This is a genomic window from Pontibacter sp. GD7 (assembly GCF_058216375.1).
In genome coordinates this window covers 149,383-169,242 of record NZ_JBYZMP010000009.1, presented here as the reverse complement: position 1 = coordinate 169,242, position 19,860 = coordinate 149,383, and the positions used below count along the sequence as shown (strand labels likewise).

Genomic DNA, 19,860 nt, shown 5'->3' with positions numbered 1-19,860 from the left:
AACGCCCGCTATGTAGTACACAGCGGGCGTTTAAAGTATAAATTTTTAATTTTATTTCAGGTCGTTCTGGATCACAGCAACAGCCTCTTCAATGTAAATGTCTTTTCGCAGGCTCTTAAGGAACTCCTTGTTGCGGGCCACCTGTGCTGTGTCGCTGCCAATTTCTTTCAGGTCTTCAGCCAAGCGCTTCACATTCAGTACAGGCACCTCTTTCTGAGCATCCTCATAGCGTTTTGCTTCAGCCTCTGCCTTTTTCTCATCTGCCATATACCTGGCAAACTGCAACGAACGAACCGTATTCTCAGACTGCTTCTTAAGACGCTCACCGCTCTCTTTAATCAGCGTGAACGACTTGTTCTGAGCAATTCTGTTCTTGCTGTTTGCCTGTACTTTGGCAATGTTCAGCTTGTTGTTCATCCAGGTTTTATAGTTAGCTGGCGTAATCTCATCAAACGGCAACGGGTATTCCTGCTCCTTTTCGCCAAACTCCATGTAGCTGTAAGCATCCGGAAGTATGATATCCGGGGTTACTCCGCGCAGCTGCGTAGTGCCACCGTTAATTCTGTAAAACTTCTGTGTAGTAAGCTTTAATGCACCAAAAGGCTTATAGGCGTTAAACTGAGCCGGAAGTGCCTCGTCCAGTTCAAAGAACTGCTGCACTGTGCCTTTGCCATAGGTTGGGCTACCGATAATCACGGCACGCTTATAGTCCTGCATGGCAGCAGCCAGAATCTCAGAAGCAGAGGCACTGTTGGCGTTTACAAGTATGGTAAGCGGGCCGTCGTACTGTATTTTCGGATCACGGTCATCAAGCACAATAGACTTGCCTGATGATGTTTTAACCTGAACGACAGGGCCTTTCTCGATGAATAAGCCAGCCATTTCAACGGCATCAGCCAAAGAACCGCCACCGTTGTTGCGAAGGTCAAGTATCAGGCCTTTCATGCCGGCAGCTTTCAGTTTCTCAACTTCTTTCTTCACATCGGCGCCACTGTTACGGCCTCCGTTGCGCTCAAAATCAGCATAGAATCCTGGTAGTTTAATGTAACCAATCTTCTCCTTATCCTCGATCAGGGCAGACTGTGCGTAAGTTTCCTCAAATATGATCACATCACGGATGATCGGAATAACCTTCATTGAGCCGTCCGGCTTTTTAACGGTAAGGCGAACTTCTGTACCTTTTTTACCTCTGATCAACTGGATCGCATCATCAATACGCATACCCATTACGATCACAGGCTCTTCCTTACCCTGCGCCACTTTCTGGATCACATCACCAGGCTTCAGGTCACCTTGTAAGTAGGATGGGCTGCCAGGTACGATCTCGTTAACCTTGATCTGCCCGTCTACCTCAAGCAGTGATGCTCCGATACCTTCCAGGCGACCAGTGAAATTGATGTCGAAATCCGATTTAGCTTTTGGAGGGAAGTAACCCGTATGCGGATCATACACATTCGTGATTGCGTTGATGTAGATAGCACGGCGGTCTTCCTTGTTTATTTTGGATAGCCTGTCAAAAAGGTCCTTGTAATTCTTTGTAAGTTTCTCACGGGCATCTTTTTCCATCTGCTCAAAAGTCTTTTTCTCAACTTTCTCGCCTTTGGCAATTGCTTCTTCCTGCTCTTTGTGCATATCTGCCAGACGTACCAGAGCCTGGTACTTCAGCTGCTTGCGCCACTCCTCCTTCAAAGCCGCTTTATCCTTGGCATACGTAAGCTTTTTGCTTTCCAGTTCAATCGATTCATCCACATTAAAATCGAATGGCGTAGCCAGTATCTCCTTATAAAAAGGCTCTGCTTCTTTCACGCGCCTATCGATCAGTTCTGCCGAAAGATCAAAGAATGCGTATGAACCTTCCCTCAACTCGTCGTCAATAGCAGTTTCATACTTGCGAAGCTGCGCCACATCCGAAGCCAATAAGAACTTCTTGTTGTAGTCCAGACGATCCAGGTATAGGCCAAAAGCCTTCTTCGAGAAGGAATCATCTATTTTTTCTGGTCGGTAATGCCCCTGGCTCAGGCCTTGCATCAAAGCCTTGATCAGAATCTCGTTTTTGCCCTCCGGCACATCCGTAGACTTGTACAGGATAAATGAACCGGTGAGTAGAACAACAACGAGTACCGAAAAAATTATTTTAATTCTGGTTGTCAATGATAGCATCTAATTAGTTAGTTGAACCCAATTAATCTTGTGCAAAAGTAGTGCCGTTATTTAAAACGGAGATGAACTGTTTGCACGTATTTTAAAGCGTAATGTACTATAATTTAAAACTAAATCATAAATACGGTAACAGGCTTTATACAGGCTGTGCTTTTGACCGGATAAAGACCTGATTTGTCTATACGATACGTTTAGAGCATACAGTTATTATAACTATACGCCTGATTTTTTCGTTTCCGTTTATAGAAACAAATATTTGAAAGCTATGAATAACAATGAGAAAGCCGTTGATGTTTTACAAGAGTTAAACCAATTTGTAAACGACAGAATCGAAGGCTATAAACACGCAGCCAAGCTTACGAAAGATCCATCTCACAGATCATACTATAATGATCTGGTAAACCAGAGTACTAAGTTCTCGAACGAGATAAACAGTACGATAAGCAGTATGGGAGGAACAACTGAAACCGGCACAACTGCAAAAGGTAAAATTTACCGTGGCTGGATGGATGTGAAGAACAATATTACAGGCCGCGATGAAGAATCGGTGATCGAATCTAATATTTATGGTGAAGAGTGGGCACAAAAAGCTTATAACGATGCCCTGGACCATAAAGGTGAATTGCCACCAAATGTTGTGCAGATGGTAGAAAAACAAAAGCAGGCATCGTTAGCCGCTTGTGAGCACCTGCGCCAGATGAAGCATGCCGCTGATTAATAAAGCGCCAAGTTATTTTAAGGGTTGCCTGATTAAGGCAGCCCTTTTTTTATTTATACTTCGTGATTTGCTACACACGCTATTGCAATGAAAAACATCCTGTTTTTAGGGGACAGCTTAACGGCAGGCTATGGCCTGAGTGCAGCTGAGGCTTACCCAAGCCTGATACAGAAAAAGTTAAGTGAAGAGGGCTACACAAGGTACAACGTTATAAATGCAGGCCTTAGCGGCGATACTTCAGCCGGAGGCCTGTACAGGCTCGACAGGTGGCTGACAAAGCCCATCAAGATCTTTGTGCTGGCACTGGGAGCAAACGATGGCCTGCGTGGCATTCCTACACGCGAAACATCTCAAAACCTGCAGCAGATCATTGATAAGGTACGATTGCACGCCCCGGATGCCAGGATCATACTTTCAGGCATGGAGATACCGGATATCGTGCCCGGCCGTTATGCTGCGGAATTCAGAAAGCTATTCAGAGAGCTGGCCTTAAAGAATAACATAGCGTTTATACCTTTTTTGCTGGAGGGAGTGGCAGGGGTGAGGCACCTGAACTTGCCAGATGGAGTGCACCCCAATGCGGAAGGGCAGAAGTTGCTTGCCAGGCATACCTGGGCTGTTTTAAAAAATCACCTGGAACTTTAAAGGCAGCCGTTCAGCTGCCTTTTCCTAGTTTTTCATGTCCTCAAGTATGGGTTTGGCTATACCTCCCTCACGGTTCTTCAGCTCTAAATCATACTTTGCGGCCTGCGTTAGGTATGCCCTGAGTTCTTTTGCCGTATTCCGTAGCCACAAAGAATAAGCCGTTATATCTGCTTCGTCATAATCCTTTATAGCTTCCTCAAAATCCTCTGCGGCATCGCGCTGGGCATCTTTTATACTGTCCCACAGTTCTAAGTCATACTTATAGTTTGTGGCGTCTTTCTCTGTCACGTCTTTTATATGCTTCATCTGCCTTCTCTCCATCTGGTCAGGCAATGTTACGTTGTATTGCTGGGCCAATTCCTGAAGCTCGTTCTGTTTTGTGGTTGCCCAGGACATCAGTTCCTGACCATAAGCCTTGGCATTGTTGGTTTCTGTGTTCTCAATGGCCATTATAGCAAGCTCCTTCTGCAGCATCAGGTTTCTCGCTGCCGTCATCATGGATTTTTGTTTCTTCTCTGATAATACGCTGTCCTCGTTTTCAACTTTGGAGTCAGAGTCGCAGGCAGTAAAGCCGAACATAATAAACAGGCTAAGTAGTACTGGCAGATATCTTTTCATAGTTGTGTTATTTGATGCTGACCTTGTTTAATTAGCATACGCAGATGGCGCGAATTGTTTGCTTAAACGGTGCTCAGGCGCAACAAATGCGATTCTTGTAAAAAAAAACGTACCTGCCCCGAAGTTACAGGACAGGTACGTTAGTTAGCATTTTACAATCTTATATTAGTAATAGATGTGTTCGCCTCTGTGCTTCTGGAAGTGCGTTTCGAAATAGCGCGCATCTTCTGCAGAATGAGGTTTGAAACCTAACACAATGTTGCCTTCTTTAATGCCGGTCTCGTATACTTTTGCGCGTTCTTCTGGTATGCCAGCTCCAACAAGTGCACCGATCAGTCCGCCTGTTAAGCCACCGGCACCTGCGCCAGCCAGGCCAGCAGCCAATGGGCCTGCCACAACAAGTCCAAGGCCAGGTATAGCCACGGAAGTACCAATAGCGGCAACAGCACCAACAATGGCACCTAATGTACCACCTATCGCTGAACCGGCTCCGGTGCCTTCCAGAGATTTGTTGCCAAGTTCTGTTTCACGGGCTTCATCTTTATCTGCAAAATGGCGGTCACGGGCTTTGTCCGACATTACCACATTAATATCATCTTTGTCATATCCGCGTGCTCTTAATTCGTTATAAGCACGCTCAGCGCTTTCTCTGTCGCGGAACATAGCAGTCATCATGCCTGAATTTTCTCTTTTGTCCATCATAGCTTTCTTTTTATAGTTTTGGTCAATATAGTTTTGTAACAGCCTTTTTTAAGTATAGGCTGCTGGTTAATAATAACGGTGCAAGGTGCATATAGTTACGGCTGCAAATGCATGCTATACTACTTAGATCATTGGTCTGTGTAACCTAGCCATGCCTTTCAGCAGCGTAAGCACTTACTTCTGGGGCGGCACCAGCACTTTGTCTATCACATGCACCACTCCATTCGATGTATTAACATCAGGTGTAAGGATATTGGCGCCACCCACGGTCAGGGTCTGGCCTTTCCTTTTCACGATCACTTCCTCACCCTGTGCGGTTTTCATGGGCATGTTGTCCTTCATTTCGGCTGCCGTTATGCGGTTTGGTAGCACATGGGCCTGCAACAGGCGCCTTAACTCCAGTTTGTTTTCCGGTTGTTTCAGGATGTCCACGGTGCCGGCAGGCAGTGCGGCGAAAGCCTGGTTGGTAGGAGCAAATACCGTATATGGCGCCGGGCTTTCCAGCACCACAACCAGATCAGCAGCTTTTATTAGCTCCAACAGGGTAGAGAGGTTTGGGTTTTGTTGCACCAGGGCCACAATGTTCATCTCACGGCCTATTGGGTTCTCTGCCGAAATGTTTTTATCTGTTTTTTCCTCAGCAGACATGTCCGTATCCGGGTCCATGGGTGCCTGACTGCCAGACTGGTCTTCTTTGATCTCCGACTCTATCGTTGTGCCAAGGGTGTCGGTGCCAGTAGTCTCGGAGCCGGCACAGCCAAAAAGCAGCAGTGGCGTGCCTAGCAGTAACAGAAGGTTGCGTTTATACTTTTTCATAGTCCTGGGTTATCAGTTAACAGTTTTATCATTTACGTGAAAGTGTGCAAAGCGCACAGCTGAGTATAAACAAACAGCTCCCCGTTAACTGAAGAGCTGTTTGGTAAATACCTACATCAGGTCTGCTTAGCGTAAACTGCTGTCTCTGGCATCTTTGCTAGGTATGATTACTTTGTCAACGACATGTATCATACCGTTTGATGCCTCTACATTAGGAACAACCACAGTAGAGCCACCTATGGAAATAATATTGTTAGCAGTGCTAACAGGCAGGTAACGGTTGTTGCCAATATCAATTCGCTGGCTGGAGTTAAACTGCGTAGAAACTACCTCTGATGGCAGAACATGTACTTTTAGGATAGAAATAAGTTGTGCCCTGTTCTCTAGCAGCAACAGCATCTCCAAATCCTGCTTGGGCAGTTTAGAGAAGGCCTCGTTTGTTGGTGCGAGCAAGGTAAACTTACCATCACGTTTCAGGTCGTCGTGTATGCCTGCTGCCTCTGCCAACTGGGCAAATGTGCTCAGGTTAGGGCTCATTTTGGCCAGTTCCATAATTGTATAGTTTTCTGTCTCATCTATCTTATCAAACATTTCATCCAGGTCGGTTGGGTTTGTAAGAGACAGGGTGGCAATAGGTATGGTGGCCACTGGCACTACAACGTCCGCTGCAACTACTACACTCTCAGCATCGTCCATTGTTTCTCCGGCCATTACTTGGGTCTCGCTCATGGTTGTGGTTTCCTCCATGGCTGTCTGGTCTGAGCTGGCACAACCAAACATAGCTGTGGCAGCAAAGGCTGCTGCAAAAATCTGTATCTTTTTCATCGTTAATTTAGCTTTATGGTTAAACAATACTTGCCAGGCACTTACATAGCCTGGGCAAAACTTATACTTCCCTTCGGCTTTCCGAAGGTCGGGTATAAAATTTAAGATCTTTAGGGTGGTTAACGGGCAGTGCCGGCTGTGGTAGTTACTAAACCGTCTACAACGTGCAGCACGCCGTTGGATGCGTATACATCAGGGCGTACAACAGTAGCTCCGCCTATTCGTAGTGCGCGGGTGTCTTTGTTGAGCTCTACGTTGATAAACTTGTCCTCACCTGCCTTTATGCGCTGGTTATCTGTAAAACGCGCTGAGGTTACCTCGTTAGGTAAGATGTGCAATTGAAGTACTTTTATCAGGTCGGCCTTGTTTTCGGGCAGCAGTAACCTGTTAAGCTCTGCTGCAGACAAGGAACTGAATGCCTCGTTGGTGGGTGCAAATATGGTATACTTTTGATCTGCCTTCAGTGCTTTGGGTATACCCGCCGCCTCAGCAAGGGCGGCAAATGTGCTCAGGTTAGGGCTTGTTTTTGCCAGAGCTATGAGGTCGAATTGTTTTGTGTCAGCCACTTTGTCAAACATGTCCTCAACCGGTTCCCTGTTTTCTACAGAGAGTATGATTGCTGCGTCGGCTTCCTCCATCTCTTCGGTTTCGCCGGCCATTACCTGCGTTTCGCTCATGCTTGTTGTGTTATCTTCCATGGCGGTGGATTGGCTTGAGCTTGCACAGCTAAACAGCGTAAACATGAGTGCTAAAGCAATAACTGCCGGCATTATAAGTTTCTGTTTCATAGTTTGTAAGCGTGTTAAGGTAAAAGGGCAGCAATTACCCACAGTACTTTAACTGAAACAGAAATAAAAATGTTAACCTGTGTACTGCATTAGGAGCAGCCTCAGGTTAACATTTATGCATTTCGCTAAAAAAGAAAGGTGCTTTACGGCTTAATTGTAAACCTTTACTACAAAAACGTAGTCTTTTAGTTTTTTTAACTGGTGTGGCCTTGAGTTGCCTAAAAGTGAATTATACTTAGGTAAGGTAACCGGCGCCATCTTAGCAGAAGCTGGCAGTTCCTCTATCATTTGTAACACATAAGCAGACTTTACCGCGAAGGCAGCACCTTCCTGGCCGGCTTGCTTGCCGCTGATCACGCCGATCAGGTTGCCCTTGTCATCCAGCAAGGGGCCGCCGCTGTTACCCGGGTTAAGCGGAATCGAGATCTGATAAGAAGTTGTGTCGCCTTCAAAACCGGAAGTAGAACTCAAAGAGCCTTCACCAAATACGATATCCTCACGTGGGTAGCCCAGTGTAAACACTTTTTCGCCCAGGTCAGACTCGTTCGTTTTGAAAGTATAAGGCAGCTTTCCAAAGCCGTTAAAAGCAGGATCCGATACTTTTAATATAGATAGGTCATGGATCTCATCGCGGTATACTTCGGTTACTTTATACTTTAAGCCGGCCTTGTTCTCTATCATGATAGAGTCAGCGCTTTCTACTACGTGCGAGCTGGTAACCAAGTAGCCATCTGCAGATATAGCGAATCCGGTACCGCTAAAGGCAGCTGCGCGTGGCGCAGGTTTAGAGGCATCGTTAATTCCGTTAATGATAGCTGTCTGGGTTTTCTTCAGGCGCTCCACCTCGCGGCGAAGTTCTACGTAGCGTGCTGTTTGCTGCTGTACAGGAGTTTTAAGCTGCTGTACGCTCCATAAAGTACCGAAAACAGACAGCATGGAAACGCTGGCAGCCACCGCTACTGTTTGCTTATGCTTGTTCCAGAAAATCTTCCAGCCATTAGGAGAGGCAGGTACATGTTCGGCTTCCATTTCAGCATGGATGGTTCGAAGTTGCTGTCTAAGCGTCTGGCGTTTACCAATTTTACGCATCGTGTCGAGCATCTGCCTGTGTTCACGCACTTGATCAGACAAGCGCGCATCAGTATGAAGCAAAGCCTCAAAGGCCTGCTTTTCCTCTGCAGCCATTTCCCCGTTCAGGTAACGTTCAATTTGTTCGTAAGCGCGGTACTCTAACATCTTCTTCTAAATTTTGGCAAAAGCCATACACTAATAAACCTTTGTTTGCTATACACCCGGCTTGTAGGTGGCAAAAAATATTTTCTTCAGGCGCTGCAGGCATTTATACTTCTGGTTTTTAGCGGTATCGGTATTGGTATAACCAAACTTATCCGTTATTACCTGCATTGGTTGCGCGTTAATATAAAAGTCCTCTAACAACGATTTGCAAGGCTCACCGAGCTGACCCAGCGCCTCGCCCATGATGCCAAACTGCTTTTCCTGCTCCTCGTGCTGCTGGGTGTCATCCTCTACAGAAACAAAGCTGTCGGTTTCTTCCAGTTTGTTGGCGTAGCGCCCTTTTTCTGCCAGCTTCTTTAGCCAAAGCCTTCTGCACACAGAATACAGGTAGGTCTTGATCTGGCAGCTTAACTCCAGGCTATTATCCCGGATCTTTTCATAGAACACGATAACGCCTTCCTGGTAAATATCCTTGGCTTCGTCATCGGTTCCGCTGTTACTCAAAATAAAATGAGAGATCATCGGGAAATAAAGTTTGTACAGATATGCAAGTGCACGCTCGTCGTTACGCCGAATGCCTTCAATCACCGCCTCATCCGTCTCATACAAACTCTTCTTCATTCCAGTCAATTTTTAATACAGTAAAGTGCCTCAGGTAACCCAACAAAAAATTAATTTAAAAAATTTTAAAAACTCGGGTTACCTCCTGCTGATTTCGGTATGAAGTGTCAAAATCGAAACCAAAACACTTAATCACAAATACAAAATGAAAAATTTATTCACTTTCGCCATCGTAGCTCTTGCTCTTTCTTTCACAGCTTGCAACAACGAAGAAGCAACTACTGAAACTGAAGCAGTTGAGACTGAGGTTGTAGAAGAGACTCCAGTTGTTGAGGAAGAAGTTGTTGCTGACTCAACTGTAGTTGTTGAAGAGGCTCCTGCTACTGAAGAAGCTGCTCCAGTACAGTAATTAAGCAAGAACTACAGCGAATAGCTTATAGTTCGAAACACGAGGCGAGGCCCCACACTTTTGTGCGGGGTCTCGTTTTTTTTAGAGACAAACCAGATTGCAAAGAACTTAGTGTAGACTCAGAAAAAAATAAAAAGTTTTTTTAAAAAGTTGGGTTACCTATCCGCAGTTCTGGTATGAAGTGTCAAAATCGAAACCAAAACACTTAATCATTAACACAAAATGAAAAATTTATTCACTTTCGCCATCGTAGCTCTTGCTCTTTCTTTCACAGCTTGCAACAACGAAGAAGCAACTACTGAGACTGAAGCAGTTGAGACTGAGGTTGTAGAGGAGACTCCAGTTGTTGAGGAAGAAGTTGTTGCTGACTCAACTGTAGTTGTTGAAGAGGCTCCAGCTACTGAAGAAGCTGCTCCAGTACAGTAATTAAGCAAGAACTACGGCGAATAGCTTATAGTTCGAAACACAGAGCGGGACCTCGCACATTGGTGTGAGGTCCCGCTTTTTTATGCCCTATAATTAATGGGCTGTAAAAAAGGCCAGCATTTGCTGGCCTTTCTGTTTATCGCTGTTTTTTTCTTCGTTGCATTTCGCTTTCGATAAGCTGAAACTCGCGGCTGCTTTGTCCGGCAATGGCCGTGTTCTCATTGGCCCTGCGTAGCAGATAAGGCATTACCTCTTTTACCGGGCCATAAGGTACATACTTTGCCACATTGTAGCCGGCATGTGCCAGGTTGTAAGAGAGGTTGTCGCTCATACCGTAAAGCTGGGCAAAGTATACGCGAGGGTCGTTATGTGCTATCCCATACTTGTCCATCAGGTCTATTAGCAGGTAGCAGCTAGCCTCGTTGTGAGTACCGTTGCAGATAGAGATCCTGTCGAGGTGCTCCATGCAAAAGCGCAGCGCATTGTCAAACAATTTGTCTGACGCCTGCTTGGTTGGGTTTATCGGGCTTGGGTATCCTTCCTGCTCAGCACGTTTACGCTCTTTTTCCATGTATGCGCCACGCACAAGCTTGGCACCCAAATAATAACCGCCTTTTACAGCATTCTCAAAGTCACGCTTCAGCACATCCAGCCTGTCGTGGCGATAAAGCTGGTACGTATTATAGATATTGGCTTTCTCCTTGTTATAGAGCTCCATCATCTCGTAGGTCAGGTTGTCTATTGTGTCCTGTATCCAGCTCTCCTCAGCATCTATAAAAACACGCACATCACGTTGGTGGCAACGCTTGCATATCTCGTTGATGCGGTCACGGCCACGCTCGTAGGCGGCACGTTCATCTACCGAAAGGTCTTGCTTTTTCTGCACCTTCTCCAGCAGGTTGATGTCCATCAGACCCGTGATCTTGAAAACCGCAAAAGGAATATTCTTGTTGCCATGTGCCTTCTCGATGGCACGAAGCAGCTCATCGCGGGTAGCGTCGAAGCTCTTGTCGTTGCCCTCGCCCTCAACGGAGTAGTCCAGGATGGTACCGATGTTATACTTGCTAAGCTGCTTAATGGCACGTTCCGATTCCTCGATGGTTTCGCCGCCGCAGAAATGGTTAAAGATGGTTGGCTTAATTATAAACTTAACGGGTAAGTGCAGGTTTATGGCCGTGTTTAAAAGTGAGCCGCCTAATTTCACAAACTTGTTGCTGTTCATTGCTTTAAACAGCAGGTACATTTTGTATAATTCAGCGTCTGATTTCGATGAGAAGGCTACAGCTGTATCATCGAAAGATACTTTGGTAATCGGGTTCATGTAAGAAAATTTTGCGCTGCAAAGATACTGCTTCGGGTATAGTTCACAACCATTTAGGGGTTCAATTAGGCTTAATTTCGTCTAAAAACCAAACCAGAAACAGAACCACTTGCTTTTATGTTCTATTCTTGGTCATCAGACTGTAATTATTTACCATGACTGTAACGTAGCCAAGGTCACATAAATAGTGGTCATTTGTGTAAACAAACGTTAACTTTACGGCAATTAGTAACATCGGATGAAGTTTAACACCAAAGAGTCTTATTTTACAAAGCTGCTGGCAGGGGGGCAGGGGCCGCTAAAGATAGCAGGACCTTGCAGTGCAGAAAGCGAAGAGCAGGTAATGCAGACAGCAGCGGCACTTGCCAGCCAGGGAATACATTTGTTCAGAGCCGGTATCTGGAAACCCCGCTCACGTCCGAACACTTTTGAAGGCATAGGCTACAAGGGTTTGGAGTGGCTGGGCCAGGTTAAACAGACTTTTGGATTGAAAGTAACCACAGAAGTTGCCAATGCCCGCCACGTAGAAGAGGCCCTCAAGTATGGCATTGACGTGCTTTGGGTTGGGGCCCGCACCACGGTAAACCCTTTTGCGGTGCAGGAGATTGCCGATGCCCTGCGCGGAGTAAAGGTACCTGTCATGATCAAGAATCCGGTAAACCCTGACCTTGCTTTGTGGATAGGGGCTATTGAGCGTGTGTACAGTGCAGGCGTTACCGATCTGGCTGCCATCCATAGAGGGTTCTCGTCTTATCAGAAGTCAAAGTATAGAAATGCGCCGGTGTGGCAGATTCCGATAGAGCTGAAGGCACGTTTCCAGAGCTTACCGATCATAGTTGACCCCAGCCACATTGCAGGTAACCGCGACCTGATATTGCCAGTATCGCAGAAGGCGCTGGACCTGGGATATGACGGCGTGATGATAGAAACGCACCCGGACCCGGACAAGGCTCTAAGTGATGCGGAGCAGCAGGTGACCCCAGCCAGGCTATCCGAAATATTTGAAAAGCTGCAAGTGCGCAAAACCAATTACGATGATGCGGAACTGGTAAACCGTGCCGAGGAACTTCGCCTGCAGATTGATGCTGCAGACCACGACATTATTGCCGCACTTGCCAAGCGCATGGCTTTGGTTGAGCAGATTGGGGAGTATAAAAAGCAGAACAATGTGCAGATTCTGCAGTTGGAGCGCTGGAAGGAAATCTTCAGGAGCAGGGCCGAGTGGGCCGAGGAGGCTGGCATTAACCCAGATTTCGTAGCCGAACTCTACAAGCTGATCCACGTGGAATCCATCCGTAAGCAAACGCAAATGTTAACCGGTGATTAAGGGGATTTTATAGATTAGAATTGATTATTTGAATCTGGGTTTTCTGGATCAGAAGAAATAAAGGATTGAATATCTATTAAATTAACTCAATTACAATTCTTTAACTCTCTAACTTTTTAACTCTCTAACTTTCTAACTCAGAATGACCGAAGCCATATACATTGGGCAGAACACGCTGCAGGAACTTGATACTTTTCTGAAAAATAAAGCTTTTAGCAAAGTAGCCGTGCTGGTAGATGAGAACACCCTGCACCATTGCTATACCTTGGTGAAGCCATACCTGCCAGAGCATGACCTGATTCAGGTACAGAGTGGAGAGGAACACAAGACCCTGCAAACCTGCGAGTATATCTGGGAACGCATGACCGAGCTGAACCTGGACCGCTGGTCGGTGCTGGTAAACCTGGGCGGCGGTGTGATAGGCGATATGGGAGGATTTTGTGCGGCGGTGTTTAAGCGCGGTTTATACTTTGTGCAGGTGCCCACCACTTTGCTGGCGCAGGTAGATGCAAGCGTGGGTGGTAAAACGGGTATCGACTTTCATGGACTGAAAAACCACATCGGGGTATACCAGGAGCCACAAGCCGTGTTCATCTACCCACATTTTCTGCAAACCCTGCCGCCCCGTCAGTTAAAGTCTGGTTACGCTGAGATTATCAAGCACTGGCTTATCGCAGACAAAGAGGCTTTTCAGACACAGCGCCATGTTGGCTTGTTTACAGAAGATTGGGAAGAGCTTATTCGCCACTCGGTAAGTATAAAATCCAGGGTGGTGGAGGCTGACCCACTAGAGGGAGGTTACCGCAAGGTGCTGAACTTTGGCCATACTGTAGGGCACGCCGTGGAGAGTTACTTACTAGAGCAATCTGGGCGTGAGCTGCTGCACGGCGAGGCTGTTGCGGTGGGCATGCTCTGCGAAGCCTGGCTATCTGTGAACCACGACCTGCTCTCCCAGGATGAACTGGATAAGATTGAAACGTTCCTGGTATCGGTTTACGAGAAGGTGCCGCTAACCGAAGCCGATATCCAAAGTATAGCCCTGCTGGCCCTGCAGGATAAAAAGAACACTCGCACTACCATTAACTGCACACTCCTAAACGGCATCGGGAAGGCGGTTTACGACCAGCCTGTAACGGTACAGCAAATTGTAGAGTCGTTGCGTTATTATAGCTTACTATGAACCAAAACCTTACCCTTAGCCACCCCATCGGTGCCATACATACAAGTATAAAATTACCAGCCTCTAAAAGCGAGGCAAACCGTGCCCTTATCATCTCGGCCCTTTCGGGTGGGGCATCAGAACTCCAGAACCTGTCCGAGGCTAACGATACGCAGCTTTTGCAGCGCCTGCTTAAGAGCAACTCCGAAACCATAGATGCCGAGGATGCCGGCACGGTGATGCGCTTTTTAACAGCTTACTACTCAGTTACAGGGCAAGCCAAGACCCTTACAGGTACGGAGCGCATGTGCCAGCGGCCTATTAAAGTGCTGGTAGATGCACTGCGTGAACTGGGTGCAAGTATAACTTACCTAGGGGAGGAGGGATACCCACCTTTGAAAATTGAAGCGTTTAAAGGCAGCGGAAAAAAGCACCTTAAAGTACGTAGCGACATCAGCAGTCAGTATATCTCTGCTTTGCTTATGGTAGCGCCACTCTTGCCCAATGGGTTGGTGCTGGAGTTGGAAGGTAAGATAGGTTCCAAGCCCTACATCAACATGACGCTCTCGCTGATGCAACACTTTGGTGTGGAGGCAACTTTCGAGGGAAATACCATTACCGTTCCGCATCAAAAGTATAAACCGGCCACTTTTCAGGTAGAGTCGGATTGGTCGGCGGCTAGTTACTGGTATAGTATGGTGGCGCTGGCTAAAGAGGCAGAGGTAACATTGCTGGGCCTCAAGAAAGATTCTTTTCAAGGCGACAGCGCTATTGTGGAGATCATGGACCACCTTGGGGTTTATACTTCTTTTACAAAAGATGGAGTTTACCTTACCAAAAAACACTGCGAAAGGCATCTGGTCTACGATTTTTCTGACTGCCCCGACCTGGCACAAACTGTAGTGGCCTTGTGCGCTGCGCTGGGAGTTACTTTGGAGATAACCGGCCTGGAGAGCCTCCGCATAAAAGAGACAGATAGAATTCATGCCTTGCAGATAGAACTACTAAGTATGGGAAGTAAACTGGAGGAAATCACTCCGGGAGTTTTTAGGATGGAGCCGGGTATTATTTCTAAAGAAAATTTCGAGTTCCGCACGTACCAGGATCACCGCATGGGCATGGCCTTTGCACCGCTTGCCCTTTTGGCCCCAACCAAAATACAGGAACCCTCGGTGGTGCGTAAATCGTACCCTGGATATTGGGACGACCTGGAGAAAGCCGGGTTTGAGATAAAGTATAACAACTAAAGCTTATGGCAGAACGGAAGCTGTATGGAGACGCAAAGCTTATAAAGGAGCTACTGGGTAAAATGCAGCTGATGGAAGAGTCCGCTGGTGGATGGGCTGCCGTATACAGAGACTCTGCCTCTGGCAAGTTCTGGATGAAGTGCTATACTACCGCAGGCGAGCAAAGCGCAGGTGGCTACGAACTGCTGATAAAGCTACCCCTGCCAACCTTCACCGAGCTGATTGCTGTTGCTATGACCTCGCCTCACGAGGATGAAGCAGTGGCAGCCATTATGCGGTTACTTGATGAAGAGGCTGTAGAAGGAAAAGACTTCCGACATATTTTGGTACAGCAACTGGAAGAAATGGATTTGGTGAAAGCTACATCAGACCAGAAGCAACGCATCCGCAAGATCATCACCCTAACCTCCTTAACAGACCCCACCAACAAACGCGAAATAAAAGGCAAAACTATTGAACAACTAAAAGCCGATGCTTTATACTTTGAGGCTGTTTCGAAAAAGGCCTTGGAGTTGTTGGATAGGTTGTAATTCATGCCGCAAGTTTAGCGTTAGCGCAACTTGTGGTTAAGAATAGTAGCAGTTTACAACTGCTTTGCTTTGGAAAAGTAAGAACAGCAAAGTTGTTAGCTGTACTTTATACTTTGGAAACTGTAGATTAACACACCCCTAGAGCTACGCTCGCTAGCTCAAAACTCTCGTTTTGGCTAGTCTGCAAGAGGGGAATCTTCTTTCAAATTATTTTTCTGCTCACACAGAAAGCCAGTTGCAAACTGGCATCATGTACAGCCACAAGTTACGCTAACGCTAAACTTGCGGCATGATAAGCTTTACTAAAGTCAAGATAACTCCTGCCTTGCCTCCTCAACTACCTGTTGCAGATATGCCGGTGCGTGTAGCAATCTGCTGCCATACCAGCTAAACATTTCACCGTCCACCACTTTTATACTTGCCTGCGGGCAAATCTCCCTGAACTCCTCTATGTGCTTTTCCTTGAAGGGGTAGGGCTCAGAAGAGAGAAGTATAAGTTGTGGGTTTGCCTCCTGTAATTGCTCTGCCGTAATCTCCGGATAGCGGGTTAAGTGGCCGAACGCATTCTCGAAACCGCAACGGTGCAGCATGTGGTCGATGATGTTGTGGCTGCCCACGGCCATGTAAGGCTTTTGCCAGATAAAGTAGGCTGTTTTTATACTTGGCTGTAGTGGTTGCAGCTGCTCAAAGCCGGCTTTTATACTTTGCTCTAATTCAGTTGCTCTGGCTTGGGTACCAGTTATTTGTCCGACCTGTTGTAGCATTTCCAGCGCATCGTCCAAAGTATAAATATCACTCATCCATACTTTATACTTTTGCTGCAGCTGCTCAATGCCCTCCTGGTAATTCTCTTCCTTATTACCGATGATCAGGTCTGGCTGTAACTCGTCAATCACATCAAATTTAAAATTCTTAGTACCTCCGATCTTGGTTTTATGCTTTACCTGCTCTTTGGGGTGGATGCAGAATTTGGTGACGCCCACTATACGATCTCCTAAACCAAGATCGAAAAGAAGTTCTGTTTGAGAGGGTACTAAAGAAACAATACGCTGAGGCAGGTAATCAAGCGTAATGCTGTAACCCATTTGGTCGTTGAAAAGCACGGTGTGGAGTTATGAATGATGAATTATAAATTATGAATGGACATGGGTTCAAAAACCTCACAGCGTCTTTCAGACCTGTGAGTGTTTATGGTTTCGCAAAGTATAAATGCCTCCACTCCTGGTAGCCGATGCCCGGTACAATGGCTTTTATAGTTGAGGACAAACTAAGACCTACCTGCTTTCGACGCGCATTAACTGCTATACTTTGCAAAGTCAAGATATTAAGTATAAAAACCCACGGGTGCGCTGTGTCTTTAAGTATAAATGTACTCAAGATAAATGCCAGCCAGGGTAAGATCATCAGTGCCCAAAACAAGTAGCGGTTCATAAGTATAAAGTTTGTTTCAAGTATAAGATACGAACAGGCCTACTAAAAACAAAAGCCCCGCATACCTGTAAGTTTGCGGGGCTTTGGTAGTATAAGTATAAATCTTAGTTCAGGTAGCGGAAGTCCTGCTTGTCCTGAATCTTAAGCACTGTTTCGTAAATTAGCTTTATCACGTTCTCCACGTCGTCTTTGTGCACAGTTTCGACAGTAGTGTGCATGTACTTAAGCGGCAACGAGATCAGTGCAGAGGCCACACCAGCGTTAGAATATGCAAAGGCATCGGTATCAGTGCCCGTGGCACGTGAAACTGCAGAACGCTGGAACGGTATATCTTTCTCTTTTGCTGTATTGATGATCAGATCACGAACGTTGTTTTGCACGGCCGGGCCGTAGGCAATTACCGGGCCTTTACCGCAGAAAATATCGCCGCTGGTCTTCTTGTCGTACATCGGCGACTGCGTGTCGTGGGTAACGTCAGTAATAATAGCTACATCTGGGTTAATGCGGTGTGCGATCATCTCGGCACCGCGTAAACCGATCTCTTCCTGCACGGCATTTACAACATACAGGCCAAAAGGCAGCTCGTGTTTGTTCTCTTTCAGCATGCGGGCCACTTCAGCTATCATAAAGCCACCGATGCGGTTGTCCAGAGCACGGCCTACATAGTAGCGGTCGTTCATTACTGTAAACTCGTCTTCAAAAGTAGCCACGCAACCTACGTGTATGCCCATCGCCTCTACTTCCTCGCGGTTGTTGGCGCCGCAGTCCAGGAACACAGTTTCGATGGTAGGGGCTTTATCATTCTCTACCTTGCGCACGTGTATGGCCGGCCATCCAAAAACGGCTTTCACAACGCCTTTGGCAGTGTAGATATTCACACGTTTAGATGGTGCGATCAAAGCATCAGAACCACCGTTACGCTTCAGGTAAATGTAGCCTTCCGGAGTAATGTAGTTCACAAACCAGCTGATCTCATCGGCATGCGCCTCAATGACTACTTTATACTCGGCCTTTGGGTTTATTACGCCTACTACAGTGCCGTAAGTGTCAACAAAGTACTCGTCAATGTATGGCTTCACATACTCCAACCACAGTTTCTGACCTTCTGCTTCAAAGCCAGTGGGAGAGGAGTTGTTCAGATATTTCTGTAAGAAATCAAATGATTCTTGTCTCATGTTTAAGGTGAAGGTTGTTTGGTTAGTTTAGTAAAATGAGCCTGTGCCCCGGCAATTTTCCCCCCGAAGCACAGGCCCTAAGTGTAGTATATGCGATATTAAAGCGGAATGTTGCCGTGCTTCTTGCGTGGCAGCGTAACCGCTTTGTTTTCCAGCATCTTAAATGCCTTGATCAGTTTAGCGCGTGTTTCCGAAGGAAGTATAACCTCGTCGATGAAGCCACGGTGCGCAGCACGGTATGGAGTGGCGAACTTGTCTTTATACTCCTGTACCTTCTCTGCCAGTTTCTCTTCCGGGTTCTCAGCTTCAGCAATTTCACGTTTAAAGATGATCTCTGCAGCGCCCTGTGCTCCCATAACGGCAATTTCGGCAGTTGGCCATGCGTAGTTCATGTCAGCACCAATGTGCTTCGAGTTCATTACGTCGTAAGCGCCGCCATAAGCCTTGCGGGTAATTACCGTGATACGCGGTACAGTAGCCTCACAAAGCATAAAGTAACTTAGCACCGTTCGTGATAATGCCTCTCCACTCCTGATCAGTGCCTGGCAGGAATCCCGGAACATCTTCCAGAACAAGCAATGGCACGTTAAAGCTATCGCAGAAACGCACGAAACGGGCAGCCTTGGTGCTGGCGTTGATGTCCAGTACGCCGGCAAGCACGGCAGGTTGGTTACCCACGATACCTATGCTTCTGCCACCCAGGCGGGCAAAGCCCACCACGATGTTCTCGCCGAAGTTCTTGTGCACTTCAAAGAAAGAATCCTCGTCAATGATGCCCTCAATCACCTCACGGATGTCGTAAGGCTGGTTCGGGTTCTCTGGGATGATGGTGTCCAGTACTTCACGTGTCTCGTCGCCCTGTGGCTCGTATGGCAAAGAAGGCGGAAGCTCTTCGCAGTTCTGCGGGATATAGCTAAGCAGTTTTTTGATGTAGTTGATACATTCCACCTCATTTGAGCAGGAGAAATGGGTAACTCCGCTTTTTGAGCTGTGCGTGCTGGCACCGCCCAGTTCTTCTGATGTTACGTTTTCGTGTGTTACCGTTTTCACAACGTTTGGCCCCGTCACGAACATGTATGAGGTGTTCTCCACCATCATGATAAAGTCGGTAATGGCAGGCGAGTATACAGCACCGCCGGCGCATGGGCCCATGATAGCGGAGATCTGTGGGATAACGCCAGAGGCCAATGTGTTGCGGTAGAAAATATCGGCATAACCACCCAGCGATACCACACCCTCCTGGATACGGGCACCACCAGAGTCGTTCAGACCGATAACCGGAGCACCGTTCTTCATGGCTAGCTCCATGATCTTCACGATCTTCTCAGCGTGGGTTTCAGAAAGTGAGCCGCCAAGCACCGTAAAGTCCTGCGAGAATACGTAAACCAAACGGCCGTTGATTGTACCGTAGCCTGTTACAACGCCATCACCCAGGAAGTACTGCTTGTCCAGGCCGAAGTCTTTGGAGCGGTGCATCACAAACTTGCCGATCTCCTCAAAAGAGCCTTCATCCATTAACAGGTGAATTCTTTCGCGTGCTGTCAGTTTTCCTTTCTTATGCTGTGCTGCAATACGGTCTTCGCCGCCACCTAATAGGGCTTCTGCGTTTTTACGCTCGAGGGTCTCTATCTGGGCTTCTCTGATTTCTCCGGCCATGTATGAAAAGTATGTATAAGTAATTTATTCAGATTATTTAATCCTCAAATTTAAAAACTCTGCACCTAAATCCTGTACTATTACAGTATTTTTTGAATATATAGTTTTAG

At 46.8% G+C, this 19,860-nt stretch carries 20 protein-coding genes and 1 pseudogene; 8 read left to right on the top strand and 13 right to left on the bottom strand.

Features of this window, described 5'->3' with window-relative positions:
- Window positions 1-51 precede the first annotated feature (51 nt).
- The gene (locus tag AC4BAP_RS14705; RefSeq protein ID WP_490583424.1) at window positions 52-2,160 is read right to left on the bottom strand and encodes a carboxy terminal-processing peptidase; all 2,109 of its coding nucleotides are present in this window, start codon (window positions 2,158-2,160) and stop codon (window positions 52-54) included.
- A gap of 265 nt (window positions 2,161-2,425) precedes the next feature.
- Between AC4BAP_RS14705 and AC4BAP_RS14700 the strand changes: the two genes are divergently transcribed.
- Both AC4BAP_RS14700 and AC4BAP_RS14695 read left to right on the top strand, forming a co-directional pair.
- A complete protein-coding gene (locus AC4BAP_RS14700; RefSeq protein WP_490583423.1) occupies window positions 2,426-2,878 on the top strand; it encodes a PA2169 family four-helix-bundle protein in 453 nt (150 codons plus the stop codon).
- 87 nt (window positions 2,879-2,965) lie between these two features.
- On the top strand, window positions 2,966-3,523 hold the full coding sequence (locus tag AC4BAP_RS14695) for an arylesterase (protein WP_490583422.1): 558 nt from the start codon (window positions 2,966-2,968) through the stop codon (window positions 3,521-3,523).
- Window positions 3,524-3,547: 24 nt separating this feature from the next.
- On the opposite strand, the gene AC4BAP_RS14690 is transcribed toward AC4BAP_RS14695, so the two are convergent.
- From AC4BAP_RS14690 to AC4BAP_RS14660, 7 genes are all read right to left on the bottom strand, one after another.
- Window positions 3,548-4,141, bottom strand: coding sequence for a DUF4142 domain-containing protein (locus tag AC4BAP_RS14690; RefSeq protein WP_490583421.1), 594 nt, complete (start codon window positions 4,139-4,141; stop codon window positions 3,548-3,550).
- Window positions 4,142-4,306: 165 nt separating this feature from the next.
- Window positions 4,307-4,843: a hypothetical protein gene (locus AC4BAP_RS14685; RefSeq protein ID WP_490583420.1), complete on the bottom strand. Its 537-nt coding sequence runs from the start codon at window positions 4,841-4,843 to the stop codon at window positions 4,307-4,309.
- A gap of 174 nt (window positions 4,844-5,017) precedes the next feature.
- A complete protein-coding gene (locus AC4BAP_RS14680) occupies window positions 5,018-5,659 on the bottom strand; it encodes a fasciclin domain-containing protein (protein WP_490583419.1) in 642 nt (213 codons plus the stop codon).
- Between the two features lie 126 nt (window positions 5,660-5,785).
- On the bottom strand, window positions 5,786-6,484 hold the full coding sequence (locus AC4BAP_RS14675; protein ID WP_490583418.1) for a fasciclin domain-containing protein: 699 nt from the start codon (window positions 6,482-6,484) through the stop codon (window positions 5,786-5,788).
- Window positions 6,485-6,603: 119 nt separating this feature from the next.
- Window positions 6,604-7,272 (bottom strand): fasciclin domain-containing protein, encoded by a 669-nt coding sequence (locus AC4BAP_RS14670; RefSeq protein WP_490583417.1) that lies wholly within the window; start codon window positions 7,270-7,272, stop codon window positions 6,604-6,606.
- Window positions 7,273-7,422: 150 nt separating this feature from the next.
- The gene (locus tag AC4BAP_RS14665; protein WP_490583416.1) at window positions 7,423-8,508 is read right to left on the bottom strand and encodes a trypsin-like peptidase domain-containing protein; all 1,086 of its coding nucleotides are present in this window, start codon (window positions 8,506-8,508) and stop codon (window positions 7,423-7,425) included.
- 48 nt (window positions 8,509-8,556) lie between these two features.
- Complete coding sequence (locus AC4BAP_RS14660; RefSeq protein WP_490583415.1) at window positions 8,557-9,129, bottom strand: RNA polymerase sigma factor; 573 nt, start codon at window positions 9,127-9,129, stop codon at window positions 8,557-8,559.
- A 145-nt stretch (window positions 9,130-9,274) separates the two neighbouring features.
- On the opposite strand from AC4BAP_RS14660, the gene AC4BAP_RS14655 reads away from it, so the two are divergent.
- Together AC4BAP_RS14655 and AC4BAP_RS14650 are read left to right on the top strand one after the other, a co-directional pair.
- On the top strand, window positions 9,275-9,478 hold the full coding sequence (locus AC4BAP_RS14655) for a hypothetical protein (protein ID WP_490583414.1): 204 nt from the start codon (window positions 9,275-9,277) through the stop codon (window positions 9,476-9,478).
- Between the two features lie 222 nt (window positions 9,479-9,700).
- Window positions 9,701-9,904 carry a hypothetical protein gene (locus tag AC4BAP_RS14650; protein WP_490583414.1) on the top strand — a complete coding sequence of 68 codons (204 nt, stop codon included), beginning with the start codon at window positions 9,701-9,703 and terminating at the stop codon, window positions 9,902-9,904.
- Between the two features lie 136 nt (window positions 9,905-10,040).
- On the opposite strand, the gene AC4BAP_RS14645 is transcribed toward AC4BAP_RS14650, so the two are convergent.
- Window positions 10,041-11,225, bottom strand: coding sequence for a proline dehydrogenase family protein (locus AC4BAP_RS14645; protein WP_490583413.1), 1,185 nt, complete (start codon window positions 11,223-11,225; stop codon window positions 10,041-10,043).
- A gap of 238 nt (window positions 11,226-11,463) precedes the next feature.
- Here AC4BAP_RS14645 and AC4BAP_RS14640 point away from each other — a divergent pair, with 238 nt between their 5' ends.
- The 4 genes from AC4BAP_RS14640 to AC4BAP_RS14625 all read left to right on the top strand — a co-directional run bounded on the left by AC4BAP_RS14640 (window position 11,464) and on the right by AC4BAP_RS14625 (window position 15,488).
- Complete coding sequence (locus AC4BAP_RS14640; RefSeq protein ID WP_490583412.1) at window positions 11,464-12,552, top strand: chorismate mutase; 1,089 nt, start codon at window positions 11,464-11,466, stop codon at window positions 12,550-12,552.
- A 142-nt stretch (window positions 12,553-12,694) separates the two neighbouring features.
- Window positions 12,695-13,732: a 3-dehydroquinate synthase gene (gene aroB, locus AC4BAP_RS14635; RefSeq protein WP_490583411.1), complete on the top strand. Its 1,038-nt coding sequence runs from the start codon at window positions 12,695-12,697 to the stop codon at window positions 13,730-13,732.
- On the top strand, window positions 13,729-14,958 hold the full coding sequence (locus AC4BAP_RS14630; protein WP_490583410.1) for a 3-phosphoshikimate 1-carboxyvinyltransferase: 1,230 nt from the start codon (window positions 13,729-13,731) through the stop codon (window positions 14,956-14,958). Before aroB ends, AC4BAP_RS14630 begins: the two co-directional genes overlap by 4 nt.
- A 5-nt stretch (window positions 14,959-14,963) precedes the next feature.
- Window positions 14,964-15,488, top strand: a complete 525-nt coding sequence (locus AC4BAP_RS14625; RefSeq protein WP_490583409.1) for a hypothetical protein — start codon at window positions 14,964-14,966, stop codon at window positions 15,486-15,488.
- A 308-nt stretch (window positions 15,489-15,796) separates the two neighbouring features.
- Here AC4BAP_RS14625 and AC4BAP_RS14620 read toward each other — a convergent pair whose 3' ends face one another.
- From AC4BAP_RS14620 to AC4BAP_RS14605, 4 genes and pseudogenes are all read right to left on the bottom strand, one after another.
- Window positions 15,797-16,573 carry a helical backbone metal receptor gene (locus AC4BAP_RS14620; RefSeq protein WP_490583437.1) on the bottom strand — a complete coding sequence of 259 codons (777 nt, stop codon included), beginning with the start codon at window positions 16,571-16,573 and terminating at the stop codon, window positions 15,797-15,799.
- A gap of 103 nt (window positions 16,574-16,676) precedes the next feature.
- Window positions 16,677-16,919 (bottom strand): hypothetical protein, encoded by a 243-nt coding sequence (locus tag AC4BAP_RS14615; protein WP_490583408.1) that lies wholly within the window; start codon window positions 16,917-16,919, stop codon window positions 16,677-16,679.
- A gap of 104 nt (window positions 16,920-17,023) precedes the next feature.
- Entirely contained in the window at window positions 17,024-18,094 is a 1,071-nt protein-coding gene (locus tag AC4BAP_RS14610; RefSeq protein WP_490583407.1) for a M42 family metallopeptidase, read from the bottom strand.
- Window positions 18,095-18,192: 98 nt separating this feature from the next.
- Window positions 18,193-19,750 (bottom strand): annotated as a pseudogene (locus AC4BAP_RS14605) (acyl-CoA carboxylase subunit beta).
- Between the last annotated feature and the right edge of the window lie 110 nt (window positions 19,751-19,860).

Bases quoted from the DNA above. Each gene is read 5' to 3' on its own strand.
- AC4BAP_RS14705 (WP_490583424.1), bottom strand. From the start codon at position 2,160: ATGCTATCATTGACAACCAGAATTAAAATAATTTTTTCGGTACTCGTT.
- AC4BAP_RS14700 (WP_490583423.1), top strand. From the start codon at position 2,426: ATGAATAACAATGAGAAAGCCGTTGATGTTTTACAAGAGTTAAACCAA.
- AC4BAP_RS14695 (WP_490583422.1), top strand. From the start codon at position 2,966: ATGAAAAACATCCTGTTTTTAGGGGACAGCTTAACGGCAGGCTATGGC.
- AC4BAP_RS14690 (WP_490583421.1), bottom strand. From the start codon at position 4,141: ATGAAAAGATATCTGCCAGTACTACTTAGCCTGTTTATTATGTTCGGC.
- AC4BAP_RS14685 (WP_490583420.1), bottom strand. From the start codon at position 4,843: ATGATGGACAAAAGAGAAAATTCAGGCATGATGACTGCTATGTTCCGC.
- AC4BAP_RS14680 (WP_490583419.1), bottom strand. From the start codon at position 5,659: ATGAAAAAGTATAAACGCAACCTTCTGTTACTGCTAGGCACGCCACTG.
- AC4BAP_RS14675 (WP_490583418.1), bottom strand. From the start codon at position 6,484: ATGAAAAAGATACAGATTTTTGCAGCAGCCTTTGCTGCCACAGCTATG.
- AC4BAP_RS14670 (WP_490583417.1), bottom strand. From the start codon at position 7,272: ATGAAACAGAAACTTATAATGCCGGCAGTTATTGCTTTAGCACTCATG.
- AC4BAP_RS14665 (WP_490583416.1), bottom strand. From the start codon at position 8,508: ATGTTAGAGTACCGCGCTTACGAACAAATTGAACGTTACCTGAACGGG.
- AC4BAP_RS14660 (WP_490583415.1), bottom strand. From the start codon at position 9,129: ATGAAGAAGAGTTTGTATGAGACGGATGAGGCGGTGATTGAAGGCATT.
- AC4BAP_RS14655 (WP_490583414.1), top strand. From the start codon at position 9,275: ATGAAAAATTTATTCACTTTCGCCATCGTAGCTCTTGCTCTTTCTTTC.
- AC4BAP_RS14650 (WP_490583414.1), top strand. From the start codon at position 9,701: ATGAAAAATTTATTCACTTTCGCCATCGTAGCTCTTGCTCTTTCTTTC.
- AC4BAP_RS14645 (WP_490583413.1), bottom strand. From the start codon at position 11,225: ATGAACCCGATTACCAAAGTATCTTTCGATGATACAGCTGTAGCCTTC.
- AC4BAP_RS14640 (WP_490583412.1), top strand. From the start codon at position 11,464: ATGAAGTTTAACACCAAAGAGTCTTATTTTACAAAGCTGCTGGCAGGG.
- aroB (WP_490583411.1), top strand. From the start codon at position 12,695: ATGACCGAAGCCATATACATTGGGCAGAACACGCTGCAGGAACTTGAT.
- AC4BAP_RS14630 (WP_490583410.1), top strand. From the start codon at position 13,729: ATGAACCAAAACCTTACCCTTAGCCACCCCATCGGTGCCATACATACA.
- AC4BAP_RS14625 (WP_490583409.1), top strand. From the start codon at position 14,964: ATGGCAGAACGGAAGCTGTATGGAGACGCAAAGCTTATAAAGGAGCTA.
- AC4BAP_RS14620 (WP_490583437.1), bottom strand. From the start codon at position 16,573: ATGGGTTACAGCATTACGCTTGATTACCTGCCTCAGCGTATTGTTTCT.
- AC4BAP_RS14615 (WP_490583408.1), bottom strand. From the start codon at position 16,919: ATGAACCGCTACTTGTTTTGGGCACTGATGATCTTACCCTGGCTGGCA.
- AC4BAP_RS14610 (WP_490583407.1), bottom strand. From the start codon at position 18,094: ATGAGACAAGAATCATTTGATTTCTTACAGAAATATCTGAACAACTCC.